The sequence below is a fragment of the Alteriqipengyuania lutimaris genome (assembly GCF_003363135.1).
GTDB lineage: Bacteria > Pseudomonadota > Alphaproteobacteria > Sphingomonadales > Sphingomonadaceae > Alteriqipengyuania > Alteriqipengyuania lutimaris.
This window is the reverse complement of sequence record NZ_QRBB01000001.1, coordinates 2,049,488-2,074,051: the sequence shown is the minus strand read 5'-3', so window position 1 is coordinate 2,074,051 and position 24,564 is coordinate 2,049,488. Positions and strand designations below refer to the sequence as shown.

General features: G+C 62.8%; 22 protein-coding genes, 2 tRNA genes, 1 other RNA gene and 1 pseudogene. 15 read left to right on the top strand and 11 right to left on the bottom strand.

Going from position 1 to position 24,564, the window contains the following annotated elements; genetic code table 11:
* Positions 1-11 precede the first annotated feature (11 nt).
* Positions 12-770, top strand: a complete 759-nt coding sequence (locus DL238_RS09895) for a flavodoxin family protein (protein WP_115492105.1) — start codon at positions 12-14, stop codon at positions 768-770.
* Positions 771-773: 3 nt separating this feature from the next.
* Here the strand turns inward: DL238_RS09895 and DL238_RS09890 are convergent, their stop codons facing one another.
* The 4 genes from DL238_RS09890 to tkt form a co-directional block, all read right to left on the bottom strand.
* Positions 774-1,238, bottom strand: coding sequence for a PaaI family thioesterase (locus tag DL238_RS09890; RefSeq protein WP_115492104.1), 465 nt, complete (start codon positions 1,236-1,238; stop codon positions 774-776).
* Position 1,239: 1 nt separating this feature from the next.
* The gene (locus DL238_RS09885; RefSeq protein WP_115492103.1) at positions 1,240-2,454 is read right to left on the bottom strand and encodes a phosphoglycerate kinase; all 1,215 of its coding nucleotides are present in this window, start codon (positions 2,452-2,454) and stop codon (positions 1,240-1,242) included.
* Between the two features lie 144 nt (positions 2,455-2,598).
* Positions 2,599-3,606, bottom strand: coding sequence for a type I glyceraldehyde-3-phosphate dehydrogenase (gene gap, locus DL238_RS09880; RefSeq protein ID WP_115492102.1), 1,008 nt, complete (start codon positions 3,604-3,606; stop codon positions 2,599-2,601).
* A gap of 17 nt (positions 3,607-3,623) precedes the next feature.
* Complete coding sequence (tkt, locus tag DL238_RS09875) at positions 3,624-5,615, bottom strand: transketolase (protein ID WP_115492101.1); 1,992 nt, start codon at positions 5,613-5,615, stop codon at positions 3,624-3,626.
* A gap of 206 nt (positions 5,616-5,821) precedes the next feature.
* On the opposite strand from tkt, the gene DL238_RS09870 reads away from it, so the two are divergent.
* From DL238_RS09870 to DL238_RS09845, 6 genes are all read left to right on the top strand, one after another.
* Positions 5,822-6,019, top strand: a complete 198-nt coding sequence (locus DL238_RS09870; RefSeq protein WP_115492100.1) for a hypothetical protein — start codon at positions 5,822-5,824, stop codon at positions 6,017-6,019.
* Between the two features lie 10 nt (positions 6,020-6,029).
* Positions 6,030-6,602 (top strand): cell division protein ZapA, encoded by a 573-nt coding sequence (locus DL238_RS09865; protein WP_115492099.1) that lies wholly within the window; start codon positions 6,030-6,032, stop codon positions 6,600-6,602.
* An 11-nt stretch (positions 6,603-6,613) separates the two neighbouring features.
* Positions 6,614-6,782, top strand: a non-coding RNA gene (ssrS, locus tag DL238_RS09860) — 6S RNA.
* Between the two features lie 110 nt (positions 6,783-6,892).
* A complete protein-coding gene (locus DL238_RS09855; protein WP_267897136.1) occupies positions 6,893-7,468 on the top strand; it encodes a 5-formyltetrahydrofolate cyclo-ligase in 576 nt (191 codons plus the stop codon).
* On the top strand, positions 7,465-7,707 hold the full coding sequence (locus tag DL238_RS09850; protein ID WP_115492097.1) for a DUF2842 domain-containing protein: 243 nt from the start codon (positions 7,465-7,467) through the stop codon (positions 7,705-7,707). Before DL238_RS09855 ends, DL238_RS09850 begins: the two co-directional genes overlap by 4 nt.
* A complete protein-coding gene (locus DL238_RS09845; RefSeq protein ID WP_115492866.1) occupies positions 7,700-8,482 on the top strand; it encodes a DNA-formamidopyrimidine glycosylase family protein in 783 nt (260 codons plus the stop codon). The genes DL238_RS09850 and DL238_RS09845 overlap by 8 nt, the downstream gene beginning before the upstream one ends.
* A 3-nt stretch (positions 8,483-8,485) precedes the next feature.
* Here DL238_RS09845 and DL238_RS16375 read toward each other — a convergent pair whose 3' ends face one another.
* On the bottom strand, positions 8,486-8,635 hold the full coding sequence (locus DL238_RS16375) for a glutathione S-transferase family protein (protein ID WP_234031032.1): 150 nt from the start codon (positions 8,633-8,635) through the stop codon (positions 8,486-8,488).
* Between the two features lie 77 nt (positions 8,636-8,712).
* Here DL238_RS16375 and DL238_RS16370 point away from each other — a divergent pair, with 77 nt between their 5' ends.
* On the top strand, positions 8,713-8,865 hold the full coding sequence (locus DL238_RS16370; protein WP_234031031.1) for a hypothetical protein: 153 nt from the start codon (positions 8,713-8,715) through the stop codon (positions 8,863-8,865).
* Between the two features lie 113 nt (positions 8,866-8,978).
* Here DL238_RS16370 and DL238_RS16365 read toward each other — a convergent pair.
* Positions 8,979-9,161: pseudogene (locus DL238_RS16365) on the bottom strand (glutathione S-transferase N-terminal domain-containing protein); the annotation flags it as partial.
* Positions 9,162-9,263: 102 nt separating this feature from the next.
* Positions 9,264-9,340 (bottom strand) — tRNA-Asp (locus DL238_RS09835).
* A gap of 197 nt (positions 9,341-9,537) precedes the next feature.
* On the opposite strand from DL238_RS09835, the gene DL238_RS09830 reads away from it, so the two are divergent.
* The gene (locus DL238_RS09830) at positions 9,538-9,978 is read left to right on the top strand and encodes a hypothetical protein (RefSeq protein ID WP_115492096.1); all 441 of its coding nucleotides are present in this window, start codon (positions 9,538-9,540) and stop codon (positions 9,976-9,978) included.
* A 4-nt stretch (positions 9,979-9,982) separates the two neighbouring features.
* On the opposite strand, the gene DL238_RS09825 is transcribed toward DL238_RS09830, so the two are convergent.
* The 4 genes from DL238_RS09825 to thyA form a co-directional block, all read right to left on the bottom strand.
* Positions 9,983-11,311: a dihydrolipoamide acetyltransferase family protein gene (locus DL238_RS09825; RefSeq protein ID WP_115492095.1), complete on the bottom strand. Its 1,329-nt coding sequence runs from the start codon at positions 11,309-11,311 to the stop codon at positions 9,983-9,985.
* Positions 11,312-11,318: 7 nt separating this feature from the next.
* Positions 11,319-12,395: an alpha-ketoacid dehydrogenase subunit beta gene (locus tag DL238_RS09820; protein ID WP_115492094.1), complete on the bottom strand. Its 1,077-nt coding sequence runs from the start codon at positions 12,393-12,395 to the stop codon at positions 11,319-11,321.
* Positions 12,395-13,696 carry a 3-methyl-2-oxobutanoate dehydrogenase (2-methylpropanoyl-transferring) subunit alpha gene (locus DL238_RS09815; RefSeq protein WP_115492865.1) on the bottom strand — a complete coding sequence of 434 codons (1,302 nt, stop codon included), beginning with the start codon at positions 13,694-13,696 and terminating at the stop codon, positions 12,395-12,397. Before DL238_RS09815 ends, DL238_RS09820 begins: the two co-directional genes overlap by 1 nt.
* Positions 13,697-13,818: 122 nt before the next feature.
* Positions 13,819-14,751 carry a thymidylate synthase gene (gene thyA, locus DL238_RS09810; RefSeq protein ID WP_115492093.1) on the bottom strand — a complete coding sequence of 311 codons (933 nt, stop codon included), beginning with the start codon at positions 14,749-14,751 and terminating at the stop codon, positions 13,819-13,821.
* Positions 14,752-14,883: 132 nt separating this feature from the next.
* Here thyA and DL238_RS09805 point away from each other — a divergent pair.
* The 6 genes from DL238_RS09805 to DL238_RS09780 all read left to right on the top strand — a co-directional run bounded on the left by DL238_RS09805 (position 14,884) and on the right by DL238_RS09780 (position 24,514).
* Positions 14,884-14,960 (top strand) — tRNA-Pro (locus DL238_RS09805).
* A 110-nt stretch (positions 14,961-15,070) separates the two neighbouring features.
* A complete protein-coding gene (locus DL238_RS09800; protein ID WP_115492092.1) occupies positions 15,071-17,095 on the top strand; it encodes a site-specific integrase in 2,025 nt (674 codons plus the stop codon).
* Positions 17,096-17,240: 145 nt separating this feature from the next.
* The gene (locus tag DL238_RS09795; protein WP_115492091.1) at positions 17,241-18,836 is read left to right on the top strand and encodes a class I SAM-dependent DNA methyltransferase; all 1,596 of its coding nucleotides are present in this window, start codon (positions 17,241-17,243) and stop codon (positions 18,834-18,836) included.
* A gap of 64 nt (positions 18,837-18,900) precedes the next feature.
* Positions 18,901-20,133: a restriction endonuclease subunit S gene (locus tag DL238_RS09790; RefSeq protein ID WP_181883886.1), complete on the top strand. Its 1,233-nt coding sequence runs from the start codon at positions 18,901-18,903 to the stop codon at positions 20,131-20,133.
* Positions 20,133-21,383 (top strand): FRG domain-containing protein, encoded by a 1,251-nt coding sequence (locus DL238_RS09785; RefSeq protein ID WP_115492089.1) that lies wholly within the window; start codon positions 20,133-20,135, stop codon positions 21,381-21,383. The genes DL238_RS09790 and DL238_RS09785 overlap by 1 nt, the downstream gene beginning before the upstream one ends.
* Positions 21,380-24,514 carry a type I restriction endonuclease subunit R gene (locus DL238_RS09780; RefSeq protein WP_115492088.1) on the top strand — a complete coding sequence of 1,045 codons (3,135 nt, stop codon included), beginning with the start codon at positions 21,380-21,382 and terminating at the stop codon, positions 24,512-24,514. The genes DL238_RS09785 and DL238_RS09780 overlap by 4 nt, the downstream gene beginning before the upstream one ends.
* The last annotated feature ends 50 nt before the right edge of the window (positions 24,515-24,564 follow it).

Below are 24,564 nucleotides of genomic sequence, written 5' to 3'. Positions count from 1 at the left end.
GAAGGATTGCAATGCTGGACCCGACACAGGAGCGACTCTGCGCCGAAAATACCACGGATTTCGGTGACCTCAGCGCGATGATCGTGAATTGCACGCTCAAGCGCGGCGACGAGCCGAGCCATACCGACACGCTGCTGGATCAGGTCGCGACGATCTTCGAAAAGGTCGGCGTCTCGGTCGACCGGATGCGCGCGATCAACCACGATATCGCGCCCGGCGTCTATCCCGACATGACCGAGCATGGTGCCGACCGCGACGAATGGCCGCAGATCTGGCCGCGCGTGAAAGCCGCCGACATCCTCGTCATCGGAACGCCGATCTGGCTGGGCGAGAAAAGCTCAATCGCACAGGGCCTGATCGAGAAGCTCTATGCCCATTCGGGTCAGACCAACGACAAGGGCCAATACGTGTTCTACGGCAAGGTCGGCGGCTGTATCGTCACCGGCAACGAGGACGGGATAAAGCATGTCTCCGCAGGCGTGCTCTACGCGATGAGCCACGTGGGCTACACCATCCCGCCGCAGGCCGACGCAGGCTGGATCGGCGAGGCAGGCCCCGGCCCCAGCTACGGCGACGAGCGCGAGGATGGCAGCCGCGCCGGCTTCGACAACGACTTCACCCGTCGCAATACGACCTTCGCCACCTGGAACATGCTGCACATGGCGCGGATGCTGAAGGATGCGGGCGGCCTTCCCGCCTATGGCAATTCGCAGGAGCTTTGGAGCGACGGGATGCGCTTCGGCAGCCCCGACCCGCAGCACCGCACCTGAGGCTCAGCGCTCCCCGCGCACCTTGCGGATAATGCCATCGAAGCGCAGCACGGGCTTGCCGTCGGCCTTGACGATCCCGGCGACGAAGATCGTCTTGCCGCCCGCGCGCACCACCTCGCCCGTCGCTTCGATCAGTTGCCCGACCCGCGCGGGGTCGAGGAAATCGCCCGTCAGCGTCAGGGTCACGCCGTGGCTGTCGCCCATCGCATCGCGCGCGATCGTGAAGATCGCGGCGTCCGCGAAGGTCATAAGGCAGCCACCATGCATGAAGCCCGCACCGTTCATGTGGCGCGGCTCGGCCCGGAACGCGGCGATCATCGACCCGTCGTCGGCCCGTTTTTCGTAGAACGGTCCCGCGCGCTGCTCGAAGGCGTCGGACTGCCACACCTGCCAGCCCGCGAACTCGCCCTCGGTCACATCGACGAGGCCTTGCCCGCTCTCGTCGCCTACCCCCTGGTTCTCGCTCATGTCAGGCCTTTGCCGCGTTCTTCAGCGCTTCGACGCCGGGCAGCGGCTTGCCCTCCATCCATTCGAGGAAAGCGCCGCCGGCGGTGGAGACATAGGTGAAATCATCGGCCACGCCCGCGACATTGAGCGCGGCGACCGTATCCCCGCCCCCGGCGATCGAGACGAGCGAGCCTTCCTTGGTCAGCGCCGCTGCCGTGCGCGCGAGGCTGACGGTCGCCTGATCGAAAGGAGATGTCTCGAACGCCCCGAGCGGGCCGTTCCACACGAGCGTCTTGCAGGTCTTGAGAACGTCCGCCAGCGCTTCGGTCGCCTGCGGGCCTATATCGAGAATCATCTCGTCCGCCGCGACCTCGTGGACGTTGCTCGTCCGCAGCGATTCGGGATCGGCCGCGAATTCGGTCGCCACCATCACATCGTAGGGCAGGTGCACGGTGCAGCCGGCATGATCGGCGGCGTCCATGATCGCGTTCGCCTTGTCGACGAGATCGTGCTCGCACAGCGACTTGCCGACATCCGCGCCGCGTGCGGCGAGGAAGGTGTTGGCCATCCCGCCGCCGATGATCAGGTGCTGCACCTTGCCGACGAGGTTTTCGAGCACGTCGAGCTTGGTCGAGACCTTCGCCCCGCCGACCACCGCGGCTACCGGCGTTTCCGGACTGCCGAGCGCCGCGTCGAGCGCTTTCAGCTCCGCTTCCATCGCCCGCCCGGCATAGGCAGGCAGCAGGCGCGCAATCGCTTCGGTGCTCGCATGCGCACGGTGCGCGGCGGAGAAGGCGTCGTTGACGTAGAAATCCGCATGTTCGGCCATGCCTGCGGCGAAATCGGCGTCGTTCGCCTCTTCGCCCGGCCAGAAGCGCACATTGTCGAGCAGGCCGACATCGCCATTGCCGAGGATGCCGATCGACTGTGCGACCACGGGGCCCGAGACTTCGGAGATGAACATCAGTTCCTTGCCCAGCACCTCCTCGACATCGTCCTGCACGAAACTGGTCGACATGGTCGAATGGCGCTGGCCCTTGGGACGCCCGAAATGCGCGAGCAGCAGAACCTTGGCGCCCCTGTCGCACAGTTCGAGGATCGTCGGCTTCGCCGCCTCGACCCGGGTCACATCGGTCGCCGAGCCATCGCGCATCGGCAGGTTGAGGTCGACGCGCACGAGCGCGACCTTACCCGAAAGATCGGCAGGCAGATCGTCGAGGGTCTTGAAAGTGGTCATGAGAACTCCCGATCCTCCCCCTTGGGGGAGAGGGACCGCGCGCGCAGCGCGGGGTGGAGGGGCACTTTCAATGGTCCGAACAGTGGTGGGTGCCCCTCCACCACCTTCGGTGGTCCCCCTCCCCGTGCCGGGGAGGATCCGGCGTCAGATCAACCCGGCCATCACGCCGGCAGTGTCGATCATCCGGTTGGAGAAGCCCCACTCGTTGTCGTACCAGCTGACCACGCGCGCCAGCTTGCCTTCGAGCACTGCAGTCTCAAGGCTGTCGACCGTGCTGCTGGCGGGCTGGTGGTTGAAGTCGCTGGAGACGAGCGGTTGGTCGGTGAAGTCGAGCACGCCCTTCATCGCGCCGTCGGCAGCCGCCTTCAGCGCTTCGTTCAGCTCTTCCGCCGTGGTGTCGCGGCCCGGCGTGAATACCAGGTCGATCAGCGAGACATTGGGCGTCGGCACGCGGACCGAGGAGCCGTCCAGCTTGCCGTTGAGTTCGGGCAGCACCAGGCCAACCGCGCGGGCAGCGCCAGTGGTGGTCGGGATCATGTTCTGCGCGCCGCCACGGGCACGCCGCATGTCGGAATGCATCTGGTCGAGCATGCGCTGGTCGTTGGTGTAGGAGTGGATCGTGGTCATGAAGCCACGTTCGATCCCCACCGTGTCGTGCATCACCTTCGCCACGGGAGCGAGGCAGTTGGTGGTGCAGCTGGCGTTCGACACGATATGATCGTCGCCGGTCAGCGTTTCATGGTTCACGCCGTAGACGATCGTCTTGAGATCGCCCTTGGCCGGCGCGGAGATCAGGACGCGCTTGGCGCCTGCGTCGAGGTGCGGCTTGGCGGCGTCGACCGACTGGAAGAAGCCGGTGCATTCGAGCACGATGTCCACGCCCATCTCGCCATGCGGCAGCTTGCCCGGCTCACGCTCGCTCGTCACCGCGATCTTTTTGCCGTCGACGACCAGCGCGTTGCCATCGACCGAGACCTTGCCGGGGAAGCGCCCGTGGGTCGAATCGTACTGGAACAGCAGCGCGTTCGCGTCTGCATTGGCGAGATCGTTGATCGCGACCAGTTCCAGATCGTGATCGGTCCGCTCCAGAATGGCGCGCGCGACAAGCCGCCCGATGCGCCCGAAACCGTTGATTGCAACCTTGGTCGCCATGATGATTCTCTCCTGACTTATGCTTCTAGCTTGCCGACGATCTTGGACAGGATCGCCTCGCTGGTGAAACCGAAATGCTTGAAGGCATCCGGCGCCGGGGCCGAAGTGCCGAAGCTGTCGATGCCGATCCGCAGGCCGTTCGCCATCGTATAGCGTTCCCACCCGAAGGTGGTGCCCGCCTCGATGCTGACCCGCAGGATTTCCTCGGGGCCAACATTGGGCAGCACGTTGTCGCGATAGGTCGGGCTCTGTTCGTCGAACAGCTCCGCGCACGGCATGGAAACGACGTCCGCACCAATGCCGCGCTTTTCCAGATCGGCTGCGCATTCGAGCGCGAGTCCGACTTCGGACCCGGTCGCGATCAGGATCACGCGGCGGTCCGCCTCGGCGTCCTTGATCCGGTAGGCTCCGCGTGCGCAGCGGTTCTCTTCAGCCTCCTCTGTGCGGAACTGCGCGAGGCCCTGGCGCGACAAGGCCAGCACGGTCGGCCGCTTCTTCTGCTGCAGCGCGACTTCCCAGCATTCGGCAGTCTCGACCGCATCGCCCGGGCGCATCACGAGCAGGTTGGGAATCGCGCGCAAGGATTGCAGGTGCTCGATCGGCTGGTGGGTTGGCCCGTCTTCACCCAGCCCGATCGAATCATGCGTCATCACGTAGATGACGCGCGTCTGTTGCAGGGCCGACAGGCGGATCGCGGGGCGGCAGTAATCGCTGAACACCAGGAAGGTGCCGCCATAGGGGATCACGCCGCCATGCAGCGCCATGCCGTTCATCGCCGCAGCCATCCCGAATTCGCGAATGCCGTAATAGACATAGCGGCCGCTGCCATCGTCGGCGGTATAGGGTTGGAGCTGCTCGGTCTTGGTGTTGTTCGAACCCGTCAGGTCGGCGGAGCCACCAATCGTTTCGGGCAGGCGCTGGTTGATGACGGCGAGCGCATTTTCGCTCGCCTTGCGGGTGGCGACCTTCTCCGGCTCACGCACCAGATCGGCGATGAATTCGCCCAGGTCGAAGCCTTCGGGCAGGTTGCCTGCCATGCGGCGTTCGAACTCTGCCTTCTGGTCGCTGTCGCCAAGCCGCGTCGTCCAGTCGGTGCGGGTCTGGTAGTGGCGCGATCCGGCGGAGCGCCATTCAGCGCTGACCTGGTCGGGAATCTCGAACGGGGCCGCGGTCCACTTCAGTTCCTCGCGCGCAGCCTCGATCTCGGCGGCGCCCAGCGGCGAACCGTGTGTGGCGGCGGTGCCCTGCTTGTTGGGCGCGCCGTAGCCGATCATGGTGCGGCACGCGATCAGCGCGGGACGGTCTTCCGCCAGCGCTTCCTCGATCGCGCGCGAGATATCGGCATAGTCGTGCCCGTCGCACGAATTGACGAACCATCCGGTCGCCTCGAAGCGGGCGCGCACGTTTTCGCTCGTCGAAAGATCGGTGCTGCCGTCGATGGTGATCTGGTTGTCGTCCCAGAACACGATCAGGCGGCTGAGCTTGAGGTGCCCGGCCAGGCCGATCGCTTCGTGATTCACGCCTTCCATCAGGCAGCCGTCGCCCGCAATCACCCAGGTGCGGTGGTCGACCAGGTCGTCTCCGAACTGCGCGTTGAGGTGACGTTCGGCCATCGCCATGCCCACGCCCATCGCCAGCCCCTGGCCCAGCGGGCCGGTGGTGCATTCGATGCCGGGGAGCAGGAAATTCTCAGGGTGCCCGGCGGTCGGGCTACCGAGCTGGCGGAAATTCTCGATCTCCTCCATCGTCGGGTGCGCGAAGCCGGAGAGATGCAGCAGCGAATAGACCAGCATCGAACCGTGTCCCGCACTCAGCACGAAACGGTCGCGATCGGCCCATCCGGGCGCGCTGGCGTCGTACTTGAGGTAGTTCGACCACAGCACCGTGGCGACATCGGCCATGCCCATCGGCATGCCGGGATGGCCGCTCTGTGCCTTTTGCACCGCATCCATCGAGAGGGCCCGAATGGCGTTGGCCATCGGGATCATGCGGGCTGGGTCGAGACTCATCTGTGGGGGTACTCCTGAGCGGCGAGAGACGCGCGCGATTCGATCATCGCAAGTGCCTTCGACAAGGCGGGCGCTCAGGTCAAGGCATGGAGCCCTGCGCAAAGCGCGGTTTGCCCGCCCCGATCCCCTCGGCGATTGCCCAATCTGTCCAAAAAATGCGTGCCCGCTCTTGGGGATGGCGCAAATGCCTATTACACGTTCGTACGATGACCGACCAACGGCTTGAACAGACCATCCAGCGGATCGAGCGGGCGCTGGCCCGGATCGCCGCCGCCGCCGATGCGGCAGCCAGCGAGCGCCCGGGCGTCCCCGTCGATCTGGCGGAGCGCCACGCGGCGCTGCGCAAGCAGGTGCGCGCGCAGCTCGAACGGCTCGACAACGTGATCGGCGAGGTCGAAAGGTGAGATTCGCGACATGAGCAAGGTCGAGATCACGATCGGCGGGCGCGAATTCGTATTCACCTGCGGGCCCGACGACGAGCCGCGCGTGCGGGCGCTCGCCACCGCGATCGACGAGCACTACCAGCCTCTCGCCCCGCGCTTTTCGCAGAATCTTCTGTTCGCCTGCCTGCGCGCGGCGGACGACGTGTTCGACCAGGCGGGCGTCACGCCGGGCGAGGATCCCGAGACCAAGCGTTTGCGCGAACAGCTCGAAGCAGTCGAGCACGAGCGCGACCGGCTGGAGGCCGCCCTGTCGGCCGCGACCGATGCGCGCGGTCGGCTGGAACGCGACATGCGCACCGCCCGCGAGGAAGCACGCGAGCGCGAAGACGCCGAGTCGAAGGCACAGGCGGATCGGATCGCGCTGCTCGAAAACCGCTGCGAAGACTTGCAGCACAAGCTCGAAGCGGCGCAGATGCAGGAACTGCCTTTCGGCGGATCGAACGGCGCCTCGGACGATCCCGACCTGCTGCCTGCGCTGGAGCGTTTTGCGGGTCTGCTCGAATCCTGCGCGGACAAGCTTGAGGGTCGCGTCGGCAACGCCTAGATAGGTGGGTGGCGGGACTGCCCGGCACGAGCCGTAGAACATCCCTGAGGCTATAAGCTTATCCTAGGGAGCTGTCCCTGTCCTGGTCCACCAGTTCGGCTGTGGGACCGGGGTATACGGCACCCACCTGACCTTTTGCGTCAGAGGATTTCCCAGGCACCGACCCATGGTGGTTCCGCCACTCGAACGCCGAAGTGCTTCGACCTGGGGCGGCTCTGGCCGATGTTGTCGAAGAAAGCCGGCCATCGGCCTCTGGCCAGTAGAGCTTCCACCAAGCTACAGGGCGAGCGGTGAACCAGAAATCAGAACTCCGCCGCGATATGCGCGCCATTCGCAAGGCAACCGTCGCCGATCTGCCCGACGCGGTGCGCAGCCTCGTCTTCTCGCGCCCTCCCGGACCGGTCCTCGAACGGATCGCGGATAATGCGGTCATTGGCCTGTACCGGGCAAGCACGAACGAAGCCCCGGCGGCGCGCTACGCCCAGTTCTTCCTCGAAGCGGGCCATCGCATCGCCCTCCCCCGCCTGCTGGCCGAAGAGGGTGCGATGCGTTTTGCCGAACACACCGACCCGCTGGGCGAGAGCGACCTTGTCGAAGGCCCGCACGGCATCATGCAGCCGGGCGGCGGCGCGGCCGATCTGGTGCCCGACGTGCTGTTCGTGCCGCTGCTGGCATTCGATGCGGCAGGCCGCAGGCTCGGCCAGGGCGGCGGCTACTACGACCGCTGGATGGCGGACCACAGGGAGGTATTGCGCATCGGCCTCGCGTGGGACACGCAAGCGGTCGACGAGGTGCCGAGCGAGCCACACGATATCCCCCTGCACCTCGTCATCACCCCCACGCGGGTCCATGGAGGCGAGGCATGAGGCAGGAACCCAACTGGCGTATTCCGGTCGGCATCTTTGCCCTCCTGATCGGGCTGCTGGTCTACGGCATCGTCATCGCCCGCTACGTACCCGAACTGGTCGTGGGGTGGCCCGTCATCCTGCAAATGGTCGTCTATCTCGTCCTCGGCCTGATCTGGCTGCTGCCGCTGCGGCGCTTCCTGATCTGGATGGAAACCGGCCGCTGGGGCGCGCCTGCCGATGACGGCGCGGATGCCTGAGGCTCCGGAGGCCGAGGCCAATCGCCTGCGGATCGAGCGCAAGTGCCTCAACCGCACGATGGAGGCGGCCGAGCCTGGCGAGGATACCGAATATATCGAGCTGCCGGGCGACAACGAACGTGCGCGGCTGGTCGGCCACCAGTTCACGCAGACTCATCGCCATGGCAAGCTGATCTTTGCCGGATCGAAGACCGGCCCGTGGATCGGCGTCCATCTGGGGATGACCGGCTCGCTTCGCCCCTTCGACGAAGAAGACGGCGCGCCCGATTACACGAAATTCCTGATCCGCTTCGAAGGCGACCGCCGCCTGGCCTTCCGCTGCCCGCGCAAGCTCGGCTGGGTGCGTGTGGTCGACAACCCCGAGGAGGAGATCGAGCGGATCGGCTTCGGTCCCGACGCGCTCGAGATTTCGCGCGACGCCTTCGTCGAGGCGATCGGATCGTCGCGTGGCGCGATCAAGTCCGCGCTGATGGCACAGCAGAAGCTCGCCGGGATCGGCAACCTGTGGTCCGACGAAATCCTCTATCGCGTCGGCATCGGGCCGGAACGCAAGGGCACCGACCTATCCGAGGAAAAGCTCGCGCAGATGTACGACGAGATGCGCGATATCCTGAAAGCGGTGATGGACACCGAAGCGACCTACCGCAAACTGCCCGACGACTGGCTGATCCGCCATCGCGAGGAGGGCGCGCAGTGCCCGCGCTGCGACGGCGAGATCGTGAGAACCAAGGTGAGCGGGCGCAGCGCCTATCACTGCGACCGCCACCAGGAATGACGCCTAGAAAGTGAAGACGAAGGTCTCGCGACCGTCCTTCTGCATCGCCCGCTGGAACGACGGCGTATCGCGCATCTGCGCCATCCAGCGCTGGCAGTTGGGCCGCCCTTCGAGCCTGCCCTGCGCATCGGCCGAGGCGATCGAATAGCACATCGAGATATCGGCTGCCGTCAGCTGGTCGCCCGCGAGCCAAGGTGTTGCGCCCCAGATCGCTCTCCAGCTTGTCGAAGATGGTCTTGAGCCGCGGCGCGACCAGCATTTCGCGGACTTTGTCGGTCGCGATACCGACCACCGATTTGACCAGCGCGGGCGAGCGCGCCTTCATCATCGTCAGCAGCCCGTTGAAGAACTGCATCGGCATCAGGCTGCCCGTGCCTGCGTGAAACCAGAAAAGGTAGTCCGCGCGGCTCGCTTCGCCCGGAGCGGGCCGCAGCGGGCTCTGGGGATGCGAATCGAGGATATAGTCGATCACCGCGTTGCTCTCCGCCAGCACAAGACCCTTGTCGTCGGTGATGACGGGCGCGGTGCCGAGCGGCGAGAGTGCCTTGTACTCGGCAGGCGCGAGACGGCTTTCGGGATCGCGCTCGTAGATCTTGAGCTCGTAAGGCGTGCCCAGTTCCTCGAGCAGCCAGAGAATGCGGAAGCTCTGCGAATATTCGAGGTGGTGAAGCGTGATCATCGAATGGCCCTTCCCTGCGTAGGTTCGCCTGCGGGGGTGGCGAAGCGCACGGCTTCGCGCAAGCACTAAGCCTGCCTTCGAGAACACCATTTCTGAGTGAAATGGCGCGAGTGACGGGACTCGAACCCGCGACCTCCGGCGTGACAGGCCGGCGCTCTAACCAACTGAGCTACACCCGCGCAAACACGTGGGAGAGAGTGTCTCCGCTGCGTGGGAGGGGCGCGCTTAAGCCACCCTTTCGGGGCTGTCAATGGATTGTCGCGAAGCTTTTTCACATGTGCGCGCCGGACTCGTGGTTAGCGCGGGATTAACCCCATTTTGAGCATTTTCGGGCAGCGTCCGCAGCACCTTGGAAATCGGCAGGGGGAGCCGTTTCATGCGTACAGGATTGCTGATCGCAAGCGCCGCGATGTTCGCCGCGAGCACGGCAGGCGCGCAATCGCTGGTCGCCATCGACCGCGAGGTGTTTCTCGAAGTATCGCAAGAGCGCGACGGCCGCACGCAGCGCCTGCTCGCGCCTGCCGAGATGCTCGAACGCGGCGACACGGTGGTGCTGATGCTCGCGTGGCGCTCGCCCCGTGACGCGCCCTTCACCATTTCGAGTCGCGTACCGCGCAATCTCGCCTTCCGCGCCAGCGGAGGCGCCACCGCGCAGGTGTCGGTCGACGGCGGGCGGACGTGGGGCACGCTGGCGAGCCTCCGGGTAGAAGGCCGCCCGGCGACCTCGGCAGATGTCACCAATATTCGCTGGGACGTCGCGAACCCCCGTGCCGCGAAAGGGCGCGGTGTGTTCACCTACAGCGCGGTCGTACGCTAGCCGCTCAGTTCGCCAGAATCAGCGCAGGCGATTCGAGCCGGGCTTTCAACGCCTGAATGAAGCTCGCCGCATCCCAGCCATCGACCACGCGGTGATCGCAGCTGATCGAGATGTTCATGAGCAGGCGCTTCTCGACCCGCTCAACACCATCGGCACCCTTCACGAACATCGGACGCTCGACGATCTTGTTCGGTCCGATGATCGCGACTTCGGGGCGATTGATGACCGGCGTGGTCGCGATCCCGCCCAGCGGCCCGAGCGAGGTGACGGTCAGCGTGCCGCCCTGCATTTCGTCAGACTTGGCCTTGCCGCTGCGCGCGGCCTCGGCCAGGCGGCCGATCTCGCGCGCGAGCTGCCACAGGTTCTGGCTCTGCGCGTCCTTGATGACCGGCACCATCAGCCCGGCATCGGTCTGCGCGGCCATGCCCATGTTGACCGATCCGTGGCGCGTCACCACGCCTTCTTCGTCGTCATAGGTCGCGTTGATCATCGGGAATTCGGGCAGGCACTGGCAGATCGATGTGATCAGCAGCGGCAGGATGGTGAGCTTCGGCTTGTCGCCGCGCCCGTCGTTGAGCTGCGCACGCATCGCCTCGAGGTCGGTCACGTCGACCTCGTCGACATAGGTGAAGTGCGGGATGTTGCGCTTCGACGCGCTCATGTTCTGCGCGATCCGGCGGCGCATGCCGATGACCTTCACGGTCTCGTCGGCGCGCGGACCGCTGGCAGGCGAATAGCCGCCCGAATAGGCAATGAACTGGTCGAGGTCGCCGTGGCGCACGCGGCCGTCATCGGCCGGCTTCACCTGCGCCAGATCGATGCCCATGTCCTTCGCGCGCTTGCGCACGGCCGGGCTGGCGAGGACCTTGCTCTGCGATTTGGGTTCGCTCTTGCCGACCGGCTGCTCGGGTGCAGGTTCGGGATCGGCCTCGTGCGCGTCGTTCGCATCGCTCGCATCGGGGTTCTCGACCTCGATCCTTTCTTCGACCTCGTCGGACTTCGGCGCGGGAGCGGGCGATGGTGCGGGACCGGCTTCCGGCTCGGCATCGGCTGCGGCGGCGTTCTCTTCCGCAACATCGTCGGGAATCTCGCCCTCGACCTCGATCGTTACCAGCATTGATCCGATCGCGATGGTGTCACCCACCTCGCCCGCGATCTCCATGATCTTGCCCGCGACCGGGCTTTCCATTTCGACCGTCGCCTTGTCGGTCATCATGTCGGCCAGCGGGCCGTCTTCCTCGACCGTGTCGCCCACAGAGACATGCCATGCGACGATCTCGGCCTCGGCGATGCCTTCGCCGATATCGGGCAGGTTGAAGGTGAATTTCGCCATGTCGGATTTACTCGCTTAGAAGCTTGTCGAGGGCGGTGCCGATGCGCACCGGGCCGGGGAAATAGGCCCATTCGAGGCTATGAGGATAAGGCGTGTCGAAGCCGGTGACGCGCTGGATCGGCGCTTCGAGATGATAGAAGCAGCGCTCCTGCACCAGCGCGGAAAGCTCCGCGCCGAAGCCCGAAGTGCGTGTCGCCTCATGGATGATCAGGCATTTCCCCGTCTTCTTCACAGACTTTTCCACAGCCTCGATGTCGAGCGGGACGAGCGTGCGCAGGTCGAGAATGTCGGCCTCAACGCCGCGCTCCTCCATCACCGCCTTCGCGACGTGGACCATCGTGCCGTAGGTCAGCACGGTCAGCTGCTCGCCTTCGGTGACGAGCCGCGCCTTGCCCAGCGGGACCTTGTAATAGCCTTCGGGCACCACGCTGTCGGGATGCGACTTCCAGTTCTGCACCGGGCGATCGAAGAAACCGTCGAACGGGCCGTTATAGATGCGCTTGGGCTCGAAGAAGATGACCGGGTCGTTATCCTCGATGCACGAAATCAGCAGGCCCTTTGCGTCGTAGGGCGTCGCCGGGATCACCGTCTTGATGCCCGAGGCGTGGGTGAACAGCGATTCGGGGCTCTGGCTGTGGGTCTGCCCGCCGAAGATGCCGCCGCCGAAGGGCGAGCGGACCGTCATCGGCACATTATATTCGCCCGCGCTGCGATAGCGGATGCGTGCCGCTTCGCTGATGATCTGGTCGTATCCGGGGTAGATGTAGTCCGCGAACTGGATTTCGGGCACCGGGCGCAAGCCGTAGGCGCCCATCCCGATCGCCGCGGCGATGATGCCGCATTCCGAAATCGGCGTATCGAACGCGCGGGTCTTGCCGTATTTTTCCTGGAGCCCTGCGGTGCAGCGGAAGACGCCGCCGAAATAGCCGACATCCTCGCCGAACACGACCACATCGTCGTCGCGGCCCATCGCCACGTCGAGCGCATCGTTGATCGCCTCGATCATGTTGAGCCGGCGATCGTCGCCAGTCGCGTGCCGACCCTGTTTGGGCTGGGGCTTGGACTTCTCTTTCGTCTCGCTCATCAGTGCGGCACCCCGTCCGGATATTTCTTTTCGCGCTCACGCTGCGACTCTTCGTTCTGCTCGCGCAGGTGCCACGGCTCCTCGTCGAAGACATCTTCGAACATGGTGTGGAAGGGCTGGTGCATGCCATGGCCCAGGATGCCGTTCTTCTCGGCCTCCTTGGTGTCCTTCTTGACCTTCTCGGCCGCGTTGCGGTCCATCTCGGCCTGTCGGTCCTCGTCCCACTCACCCAGTTCGATGAGGTGGTTCTTGAGCCGCGCCACGGGATCGCCCAGCGGCCAGGCCTCGCGCTCGTTCGCGCTGCGATAGCCCGAGGGATCGTCCGATGTTGAGTGGCCTTCCGCACGATAGGTGAAGAATTCGATCAGCGTCGGGCCGCTGTTGGTCCGCGCGCGGTTGGCGGCCCAGCGTTCGGCGGCATAGCAGGCCAGCGGGTCGTTGCCGTCCACGCGAAGCCCCGCGAGGCCGTAGCCGATCGCGCGGCTGGCGAAGGTCGCGCGCTCGCCGCCCGCAAAGCCGGAGAAGCTGCTGATCGCCCACTGGTTGTTGATAAGGTTGATGATAACCGGTGCATTGTACACGCTGGCAAAGGTGCAGGCCGCATGGAAGTCGCCCTCCGCCGTGCTGCCCTCGCCCACCCAGCTCGTCGCGATCCGGCTGTCGTTCTTGATTGCACTCGCCATCGCCCAGCCGACCGCCTGTGGGACCTGCGTGGCGAGGTTACCCGAGATGCTGAAGAAGCTGTGCTCGCGGCTCGAATACATGATCGGCAACTGGCGGCCTTTCAGCTTGTCGCCACTGTTCGAATAGATCTGGTTGATCATCTCGATCAGCGGATAGCCGCGCGCGATCAGCACGCCCTGCTGGCGATAGCTGGGGAACACCATATCGTCCGGCTGCAGCGCCATCGCGGTGGAGATGCTGGTCGCCTCTTCCCCGGTGCACTTCATGTAGAAGCTGGTCTTGCCCTGCCGCTGGCCCCGAAACATGCGTTCGTCGAACGCGCGCACCAGCGAGAAGTGGTGCAGCATCTCGCGCAGAGTATCGGGATCGAGCTTGGGGTCCCATGGACCGTGCGCCTTGTTGTCATCGCCCAGCACGCGGATCAGATCGGTGCACAGGCCCACAGTCTCCGAGGGATCGCACGCCTCGTCGGGTCGCGGCTGCGCTCCCGCTTCCGGAATTTCGATGCCGGAGAAGTCGACCTCTTCCGAGCCCGGCCGATACTCGGGCTCGGGCACGTGAAGCGATAATTGCGGCTTGTTTGCGCGCGAAGTCTCGCGCTCGGGCCGATTGGCCATATTCATCTCCCCGCGCCCGGCCAGACCTGAATTCAATCGCCTGGGACGCATTCTTTCACATTGGCGACCGGTTATTGCGCGAGCCCGACGGGGTCAAGCACGCCGATCGTCGGGGCCCGCACTCAGACGGCGACAGGTGCCTTAATGGGCGGATGGGGATCGTAATCGCTGACTGCGAAATCCTCTATCCGGTAGTCGAAAATGCTCGGCGCGTGCCTTGTGAACTCAAGCCTCGGGGTGCCTCGCGGTTCCCGGGAGAGCTGCTCCTCGATCAGGTGCGCATGATTGAGGTAAAGGTGCGTATCGCCCCCCATCCACACGAGCTCGCCCGGCTCCAGATCGGCCTGCTGCGCGATCATGCGCATCAGGAGCGCCGCCCCGAACAGGTTGAACGGCAGGCCCAGCGCGACGTCGCAACTGCGCTGGTAGAGCAGGCAGTTGAGCTGGGTACCTCCGGAGCCGACGTGGAACTGGTAGGTCTTGTGGCATGGCGGCAGCGCCATCCGGTCGAGTTCGGCGACGTTCCATCCTTCGATGATATGTCGCCGGCTGCCGGGATTGCTCTGCAGGCTTTCGATCACCTGGCTGACCTGATCGATCCCCTCCCCTTTTTCGTAGAGGCCATCGGGACGATAGCGGTAGGTGGGCCAGTCGACCCACTGCTTGCCGTAGACCGGGCCGAGATCGCCCCAGCGCTCCGCGAAAGCCTCGTCATCGCCGATACGCTGGACGAACTCGCCGAGCGGCAGGTCGTTACCCGTCTCTTTCACGTAGCGTGCGTGCGGCCACTCGTTCCAGATCTTCACGCCCTGCAGCACCAGCGGGCGGATATTGGTCTCCCCGGTCAGGAACCACAGCATCTCGCGCGCGGCGGTTTTCCAGTAGACCCGCTTGGTGGTGAGCAACGGCACGCGGTTGTCACCGAGGTCGAACCGCAGTTGTGCGCCGAAGACCGAGCGGGTGCCGATACCCGTACGATCGACGCGCTCGTCGCCGGTGCGCCAGATGCGCTCCATCAGATCGAGATAGGACTGTTCGAAATGCGACTCGGACACGGGGAATTGCGCTCTTGTGGCTGGCCCGAGGTGCTTAGGACACTTTGCCTGCGAATGTCCGCTTGCGTGTGCGGTGATCCACACCTATAGGGCCGCCTCTGCCTCGCGGGGTCCGCCCCGCAAGCATCCGGTCGGGGAGTAGCTCAGCCTGGTAGAGCACTGTCTTCGGGAGGCAGGGGCCGGAGGTTCGAATCCTCTCTCCCCGACCATTTTTCCTGCAACGCATTGAAAGAAAACCGCTTTCACCCACCCGGTGAAGCGGGGTGCCACTTGATGTGACACATGCCGGTTCACCGACCCAGTCGGAAAGAGCCTTTCAATGCCCAAGATTCCCTTCAGCACCCGCCGCTCAGGCCGCTACTATTTCCGCCGCCGTGTGCGTTTGCACGATGGCAAGGATATACATGTAATCGTGCCGCTTTCGACCTGCGATGGGCAGGAAGCTCGCGAGCGGACCGCGATTCTCGCCGCGCAATTTGACAGGGTGCGCCGGACAGTGAACGCTTATTTCGAACAGAACCAGACGCTCGATGGCGGCACAATCAAGGCGTTGTTCGAAACCGAGCTACGCGATTGCCTGTCTAAGCTTATCATGGAACTGCACGACCCGTCACGTAATCCCGCCGCCCAGGTGCGGGATTTCCGCACAATGGCGAGCGCTTTGGATATCGCCCAGCGGCCAGGCACAACCAACGAGCTGACCGACGCCCAGCGTCAAACGCTGGCAGCTGCGGGCCATGACGAAATGGATATCGAGTGGGTAGCCTGCGATCTCGACCGCTACTGCGGAAAGGATACCATCGACGACGAAATCATGGCCCTCATGGCCGAAGGGCTGGGGCTTGAACCGACTGACGCCGTGGTAGCCCGTCTCAAACATGTCCATCTTCAAGCAAAGGCCGAAGCGCACCGCCTGGCGTCCCACTTCCTCGACGAGGATGTGCAATCGGCCTTCGATCAGGAAGAAGCCCTGCTGGCGAAACGCCGGGCGAACGGGGCATCACTGACCTTTGCGCCGCCGCAGCCGGCAACGCCACAAACGATTGCCCAGCCCTTGCCTGTATCAGCGCCCGCCGAGACCAGCGCAGCTTCCCACCCAGATTGCGTGTTCAAGACCTACCATGCCACGCGGTTCAGCGAGGTGATTCCCAAGATCATTCGGCTTGCGCGTCGCACCGGCCATTGGAACCGGGGTCTTGCCCAATACGAGCGCGTTCTCAAAACCTTCGCATGGGTGACGGGCGACAAGCCTCTCGGCGCCTACGACCACACAGATGTTGCCAAGTTCAAGAACGCATTGCTGGATATGCCCCGCACCTACCGCCCTTCGAAGGATTTTGATCGCCCGTTCGAGGAGGTTGCCGAAACCTTTACCGTCACCAGCGGCAATGCCCGTTCGATGAACACTCTGAAGCGCGATCTCTCCTACATGTCGACCGCTTACGACCTGTTGGCCGAAGACGAATGGGCGCCGAAGATCCCCAATACCAAGGCGCTGGACTTCTCGGCGGTGAAGCTGGGCAAGCACAAGAAGGTGTCGAAGAAGACCGCGCGTCCGCCGTGGATGCCGGAGCACATGATCTGCTTGTTTTCCGCTCCGATCTGGACGGGCGGTGGCGGTCAGTTGCGGCGGCTCGACAGTGCGGCGGGCAACAATGTCTGGCATGATGCCGCTTACTGGCTGCCGCTCCTGCTATACTACACGCACGCCGCCCTAAACGAGATTGCTGGCCTGCGGGCCGATGAGGTTCATCTCGATGATGCCATCCCCAACATCGTCATCCAAGACAATGACGTGCGCGCCGAGGATAATGTCGACGGTGGCGAGAAAAACGAAGACCGCGGCCGACTGATTCCGCTCCACCCAGAGCTATTGCGGCTTGGCTTCCTCGATTACGTGAAGGCGATCCGGGCCGAAGGACACAGAGAGTTGTTCCCCGAGCTCTACCTCAACGAAGCTCGGATCGGCGGCCACCAGTTCCGAAACATCGCCTGGCGTCATATGGTGGCGTGGATCGGCCTGCATATGCACATTCCTACCAATAAGGTCGGCAAGTCGGCAGACATGCACTCGATCCGCGCGCTCGGATCCAGTTTCTATGCCAAGGCCGAGGTGCCGGATTTCATGCGCGCCGACGTAATGGGGCATGCTCGCAGCGGGACGAATGCCCTCCACTACTCGAAGCGCAGCGATACGCATGGAGTGCAGCTGGTTCTGTCAGAATATCTCGACTTCATGGAGAAGTGGACCGATGTTGCCACCGACCAACTTCAGCCGCACCCGGTCAAGCTGCTGCCGATCAACCATCGGTCGCGGACGGGTAAGCCGCGTATGCCCAAGTAAATGAGGCGATGAGGTGATCGCCCTCGTGACGGGTCTGCGACCTTCAGCCGCAGCCCCGCCACCAACTTCAATTCATGCCCGCGTTCGCCTGTTGCCCCCTTCGCCCAGGTTCCGCTACCCCTGCAGGCGGAGGAATTAACCACCCATGGCATCACAAAAAAATGGCGGCGGAGATCTCGGATTCGAGGCCGATCTCTTCAGGGCTGCGGACAAACTGCGCGGGACCCTTGAGCCGTCCGAATACAAGCACATTGCCCTCGGCCTGATCTTCCTCAAGTATATCTCCGACGCCTTTGAGCAGCACCGTGCGCATCTGCTGCAAGAAGAATACGCCGACGCGGAAGACCCCGAGGAATACCTCGCTTCGAACGTGTTCTGGGTGCCACCGGAGGCTCGTTGGTCGAACTTGCAGGCCAACGCCAAGCTCCAGCAGATCCCGTTCGTCGATGTTACGACGGGCAACGAGCGCGTGGGCGACATCGGCAACCTGATCGACAACGCCATGGAAGCGATCGAACGGGCCAACACGCCTGTACTCGATGGGGTTCTTCCCAAGGAATACGGGAAGCCTCAACTCGACAAGACGATGATGGGCGAGCTGATCGACCTGTTTTCAACGGTCGGCATGCACAGCACAGACGGCCAGTCGAGGGACTTGCTGGGCCGCGCCTACGAATATTTCATCAGCCAGTTTGCCGGCGCTGAAGGGCGGCGAGGCGGGGAATTCTTCACCCCCCGGTCGGTGGTGCAAACCATCGTCGAAATGCTCGAGCCGCATAACGGTCGCGTTTATGACCCCTGCTGTGGGTCCGGCGGCATGTTCGTCCAATCGGAGCGCTTCGTTGGCAATCATCAGGGTCGGATCGGCGACATCGCGATCTACGGGCAGGAGCGCAACCACACTACGTGGAAGCTTTGCAAGATGAACCTTGCGGTGCGTGGCATCGACGCGGACATCCAATGGAACAAGGAGGGCTCGTTTATCAACGACGCCTTCCCCACGCTCAAGTTCGATTACGTCATGGCCAACCCGCCATTCAACATCTCGGATTGGTGGCAGCCGCAGCTCGAAGGTGATGTGCGCTGGAAGTTCGGTCAGCCGCCTGCGGGTAACGCCAACTTTGCTTGGCTCCAACACATCATCCATCACCTTGCCCCGCGCGGAACAGCAGGCGTGGTGCTGGCCAATGGCTCGATGTCATCGCAGCAGTCTGGCGAAGGCGAAATCCGCAAAGCTATGATCGAGGGCGACGTGGTGGATTGCATGGTCGCCCTGCCCGGTCAGCTGTTCTATTCCACACAGATTCCGGCCTGCCTGTGGTTTCTGGCGCGGGACAAGAGCGCGAATGGTCACCGTGACCGGCGCGGCGAAATCCTGTTCATCGATGCTCGCAACCTTGGCCACATGGTGGACCGCACTCGCCGCGAGTTTTCGACAAGCGACATCGCCACGATTGCGGACACCTATCACCGCTGGCGCACAAAGACTGATGCGGGGCTGAGCGAGTATGATGACATCCCCGGCTTCTGCAAATCAGCCACACTTGAGGAAGTCCGCAAGCATGGCCACGTCCTCACACCGGGGCGCTATGTCGGGGCGGAAGATGCTGAAGATGACGGCGTGCCGTTCGCGGAACGCATCTCGGCTTTGACCGCGACGCTTGAAAATCAGTTCGACGAGAGTGACCGGCTGACAGCGCTAATCCGTGACAAGTTGGCGATGGTGCAGGCCGATGCCTAACCAGCCAGATATGGACGGCGCATCGCCGCAAGCGAACTGGTCTAATGTCCAAAGCGGACGACGTATGCAGAAACTCGGCGATGTCGTGCAGCTGCTTTCCGGCGGCACTCCCAGCAAGGCGAATAGCGCCTTCTGGAACGGCGACGTTCCATGGCTGACTCCAAAGGATATGAGCCAATGGGAGGGTGTCACGGAAGCGCACGTCACCAAGGCGGCTATTGGCAAAGGCACAAAACTCGCGCCCGAAAACGCTTCATACGTAGCCGTGCGGGGAATGTCGCTGCACAATGAAATTCGTGTGGTGCGTAGTGCCCGGCCGATTTCGTTCAATCAAGACATCAAGGCTGTTGTCGCCGGGCCGTCTATTGACCCCACCTTCCTGTATTATGCACTCTCCGCCGCCAAGCCGGTGTTGCTTGGATTGGTTAGTGCCGCCGGCCACGGAACCGGGGTGCTCGACACGGATCGCCTTCGCTCGCTGGAAATTCCGACCCTCGCGCTTGATGAACAACGGATCATTGCCGAGGCGATGGAGGCATTTGACGACAAGATCGAACTTAACCGGCGGATGAATAAGACACTGGAGGGCATGGCGCAGGCGGTCTTTCGGGATTGGTTTGTCGACTTCGGCCCCGTGCGCCGTAGGGCGGCTGGCGAGGCCGATCCGGTGGCGATCATGGGTGGCCTGACCCCAGACCCCGCCCGCGCCGCCGAACTCGCAGCTCACTTCCCCGACGCGCTCGGCGCCGATGGCTTGCCAGTGGGATGGTCCCGCCGAACCGTCGAAAGTATCATGGAACTTGCTTATGGCAAATCCCTGCCCAAAACGGTGCGGAAAGATGGCCCGTATCCCGTCTATGGTTCCGGCGGAATTTCTGGGACGCACTCCACCCCTCTTGCCAATGGTCCCGGCATCATTGTTGGGCGCAAAGGGACCGTGGGTAGCCTCTATTGGGAGGCGGGGGATTTCTTCGCAATCGACACTGTTTTCTATGTCATCCCAAGGGATGGTGTCCCGCTGAACTTCGCTTGGCACCTGCTCCAAACACTTGGTCTAGAAGGCATGAATACCGATGCAGCCGTTCCGGGTTTGAACCGTGGCAACGCCTATCGTCTGGAGTTCGCCTTTGGCGGTTCGCCGCTTCTGGATGCATTCGAGGCAATCGCTAATCCCCTGCGTGCCAGACAAGATGCCAGCAATTCCGAAACAAAAACCCTCGCCGAAACCCGCGATTACCTCCTGCCCCGGCTGATGTCCGGCGCGGTGCGCGTCGTGCCCAACGCTGAAGCAACCTGATGGCCGGCCCATATTTCACCTCGCTTCCCAAGTTCCCCAACTACGACTTCGGCGAAGAGGAGATAGATGGCCTCGTCCCTGCCTGCCGGGTGGAGAGCTGGGAAGACTTCATCACCGCGATGCGCTCACCCGATCATAACAAGGCCAAGGATGAATTCGTCTATCGTGGACATCGCGGCCACGACTGGCATCTGTCGTCCACGCTCAGCCGTTTGTTCGATGGCGGAGCGGTTCCCGAGCAACATGAGGCAAATTTGCTTGAACAGTTCCGCCTCGCCATGCGAGGACGCGGGCTAGATTGCAGCAAGCTGGACGTGGAGGAGCTTTGGGCCTTTGGCCAGCACCACGGCCTAATGACTCCGCTGCTCGATTGGACAAAATCGCCCTACGTCGCCTTGTTCTTCGCCTTCGGCGAGCTTGATGAGAAGGGCAAGGAAAATCCATCACGGGCGGTCTTCTGCCTGAACACGACCGTGCTTCGCGCGGATGAGGAATTGTCAAAAATTGTCTTTCAGCCGACGCACCACGATAACGCGCGGCTAGTCAGTCAGGCGGGGCTGTTTACGATCACGCCCAGCGGGAGGGACAACCTTGTTTCCGCCCTTCTGAATGAACTGATCGACAATGAGGTTATCGACCCCGATAATCCAAAGGATGTTGCCCGCTACATCAGCAAGATCCACATCCCGAATGAAGGCCGGACGGATTGCCTGAACACACTTCGCAAAATGAACATTCACCCTGGAAACCTGTTTCCCGATCCTGGCGGCGCTTCCCAATACTGCAATGATTGGCTGACCCGGCTGATCAGAGAAGAGCAGAAAGATAAGGAAGAGGCAGAGGCCGCAATCGCAGCTGAGGCGGCGAAGGCCGCAAAGGCGGCGGAGGCCGCAAAGGCGGCGGAGGCTCGCAAGAAACTCGATCCGGCGGCCATCGCCGCCGAAGATGGAGCGGTCGATGAGCAGATCGTGCGTATCCTGCGCGACTTGCTACCGGATCAAGCTACGCACCCGGATGATCTACTGGCGAACTGGTCTGGCAAGCTCGAAGCTTTGTATAGCCGGAAGGCAGAAATCGATTGGCCAGAGCGCCCGACGGCAAGCTCACGGCTTAAGCTCGAGTTCCGGCGCTTCTTCCTCTCGAATAGTGTCGATAAGGAGATGGCGGAGATTTGCGCTCGCCGCATGATCGGCTTCTTCATGGCGAAATGGCGGCTTACCAATAGGCCGGCTGCTGGTGGCAAGCCTTGAGCATCACCGAAGATATCGTCGAACAGGCGGCCGTCGAAACGCTGCAAGAATTGGGCTGGGCGTATTGCCACGGCTCAGTAATTGCCCCTGATGGCTCCGCCCCGGAACGTCGCTCCTTCGGCGATGTGATACTCACCGGCAGGCTGGAAGCGGCTATAGCGCGCATAAATCCTGATACGCCGGAGCCTGCGCGGGCCGAAGCACTGCGCCGCGTTCTGACCGGCGAGTTGCCATCGCTGGTCGAAGAGAACCGACGCATCCATCGCCTGCTGACCGACGGCATCGATGTTGAGTATCGCTCCGAAAGCGGAGCTACCGCGACAACGAAGGTGTGGCTAATCGATTTCTTGCGGCCGGACGCCAATGACTGGCTGGCTGTGAACCAGTTCGTGGTCGTCCAGAACCGCGCCAACCGGCGCCCCGATCTCGTCCTGTTCGTAAACGGTCTACCGCTTGCTGTGCTGGAGCTGAAGAACGCCGCCGCACAGAACGCCACGATCACCGACGCCTACAACCAGTTGCAGACCTATCTGCAACAGATCCCGAGCCTGTTCAGCACAAACGCAGTGCTGGTTACATCGGACGGGATGGAAGCGCGCGTCGGCTCCATTACCGCGAATGCCGAGCGCTTCATGCCTTGGCGCACAGTCGACGGAGAGGACTTCGCCCATCGGGGAACGCCGGAGCTTGAAACACTGCTCCGAGGGGTCTGCAAGCCTGCCAACCTGCTCGCCTTGATCCGGGATTTTATCGTGTTCGGCGACAAAGGCGATGGACCGTTCAAGATCATCGCCGGCTACCACCAGTTCCATGGCGCGCAGAAGGCTGTGCGAGAGGCAATTGAAGCAACGCGGCCCGGTGGCGATCGCAAGATTGGTGTGATCTGGCACACACAGGGTTCGGGCAAGAGCCTGTTGATGGCGTTCTTCGCGGGGCTGGCGGTGAAATCGCAGGCGCTGGAAAATCCAACGCTGGTTGTGCTGACCGACCGCAATGACCTCGACGATCAGCTATATAGCACGTTCGGCGTTTGCCGGGATCTGATCCGGCAAAAACCCGCTCAAGCTGACAGCCGCGCAGATCTCAAGCGGCTGTTGGACAAGGCAGCTGGCGGTGTGGTCTTCACCACTGTTCAAAAGTTCTCACCGGAAAAGGGTGAAGAAAGTTTCCCGTTGCTCAGCGATCGGCGCAACATCATCATCATCGCCGACGAAGCGCACCGCAGCCAGTATGGGTTCGAGGCGAAACTAAACCGCGAAACAGGCCTCAGGCGCTATGGCTATGCTCATTATATCCGGCAAGCCATGCCGAACGCGTCGTTTATCGGCTTTACCGGCACGCCGATTGAAGCCGCCGACATCAATACGCCCGCGATCTTCGGCGAATACATCGACGTCTATGATATCAGCCGCGCCGTGGAAGACGGCGCGACGGTGCCGATCTTCTACGAAAGCCGCCTCGCCCGGATCGAGCTGAACGACGATGAAAAGCCGCTGATCGACAGCGAGATCGAGGCGCTGATCGAAGATCAATCGCTGACTGAAGCGGAAAAGCTGAAGGCCAAATGGTCCGCGGTCGAGGCGCTGGTCGGTTCCGATAAGCGGCTGGCGCAAGTGGCGGAAGACATGGTCGCTCACCTTGAGACGCGCAGCGAAGCCATGAATGGCAAGGCTATGGCCGTTTGCATGAGCCGTCGAATATGCGTTGCCCTTTACGACAGGATCATCGCCCTGCGTCCCGAGTGGCATTCTACCGATGATGCCAAAGGCGGGATCAAGATCGTGATGACCGGCTCGGCATCGGATCCGCTCGAATGGCAGCCACATATCGGATCGAAGAAGCGCCGCGATGAGCTCGCCAAGCGCGCCCGCAAACCCGATGATCCGCTTCGCCTCGTCATCGTCTGCGACATGTGGCTTACGGGGTTTGACGCCCCGTGCATGAACACCATGTATATCGACAAGCCAATGCGCGGACACGGACTGATGCAGGCCATTGCCCGCGTGAACCGGGTATTCAAGGACAAGCCTGGCGGGCTGGTAGTCGACTACATTGGCGTCGCCCAGAACCTGCGCAACGCGCTCAGCCAATATACCGAATCCGACCGCGACAAGACCGGCATCGATGAGGCCGCCGCCGTCGCCGCGATGGTAGAACGGTATGAAGCCATCCGCGACCTGTTCCACGGCTTCGACTACCGTCCCGGCATAACGGGGCAACCGCGCGAACGCCTGATCTGCCTTGGCGGTGCCATTGACTGGGTCTTGAAGTGGCAGGAATCGCTGGCAGCACGGCAGAAGACCGACGAAGAGAAGAAGCGCGCTCACCGCCGGTTCCTCGATATGGTTCTGGAACTGTCGAAGGCCTATGCTCTTGCTTCAGCGAGCGACGAAGCCCGTGCCATTCGGGACGAAGTAGGGTTCTTTCAGGCTATCCGGGCGGCGCTCTCCAAGACCACCGCAACCGGCAAGATCAGTGAGAAGGACCGTGCATTTGCCGTGCAACAGCTCGTGGACCGAGCGGTTGCATCATCCGAGATCATCGACATCCTGCAGGCAGCTGGCCTGCAATCACCAGACATTTCCATCCTGTCCGACGAATTCCTCATGGAAGTCGGTAAGCTGGAGAAGAAGAATCTCGCTCTTGAAGCGCTGAAAAAGCTGCTAAACGGTGAAATCGCCAGCCGTTCAAAAGCCAATCTGGTCGAGAGCAAGGCCTTCTCCAACCGTCTGGAGGAGGCAGTCGCCCGCTACCATGCTGGTGCCATCTCAGCGGCGGAAATGATCCAAGAGTTGATTGAGCTTGCCAAGGAGATGAAGGCAGCTCGCACACGTGGCGATGAGTTGGGGCTCAGCCCCGAAGAGGTCGCGTTCTACATGGCGCTTGCTGACAACGAGAGCGCAGTTGAAGCTATGGGCAACGACAAGCTGCGCGTGATTGCCCACGAGTTGCTGGAGAAGCTTCGCGGCAATGTGACCGTCGACTGGCACCAGCGAGAGAGCGCGCGCGCTCGGATGCGGGTATTGGTGAAGCGTATCCTGAAGAAATACGGCTACCCACCAGACCTCGCGGATGAGGCAGTCCAAACGGTTCTGGCGCAAGCCGAGATCCTGTTAAAGGACCTCGGCTGATCGACGCGAACCAAGGATGCTGTAGGCTCCAAGCTATTCAGGCCCGCCTT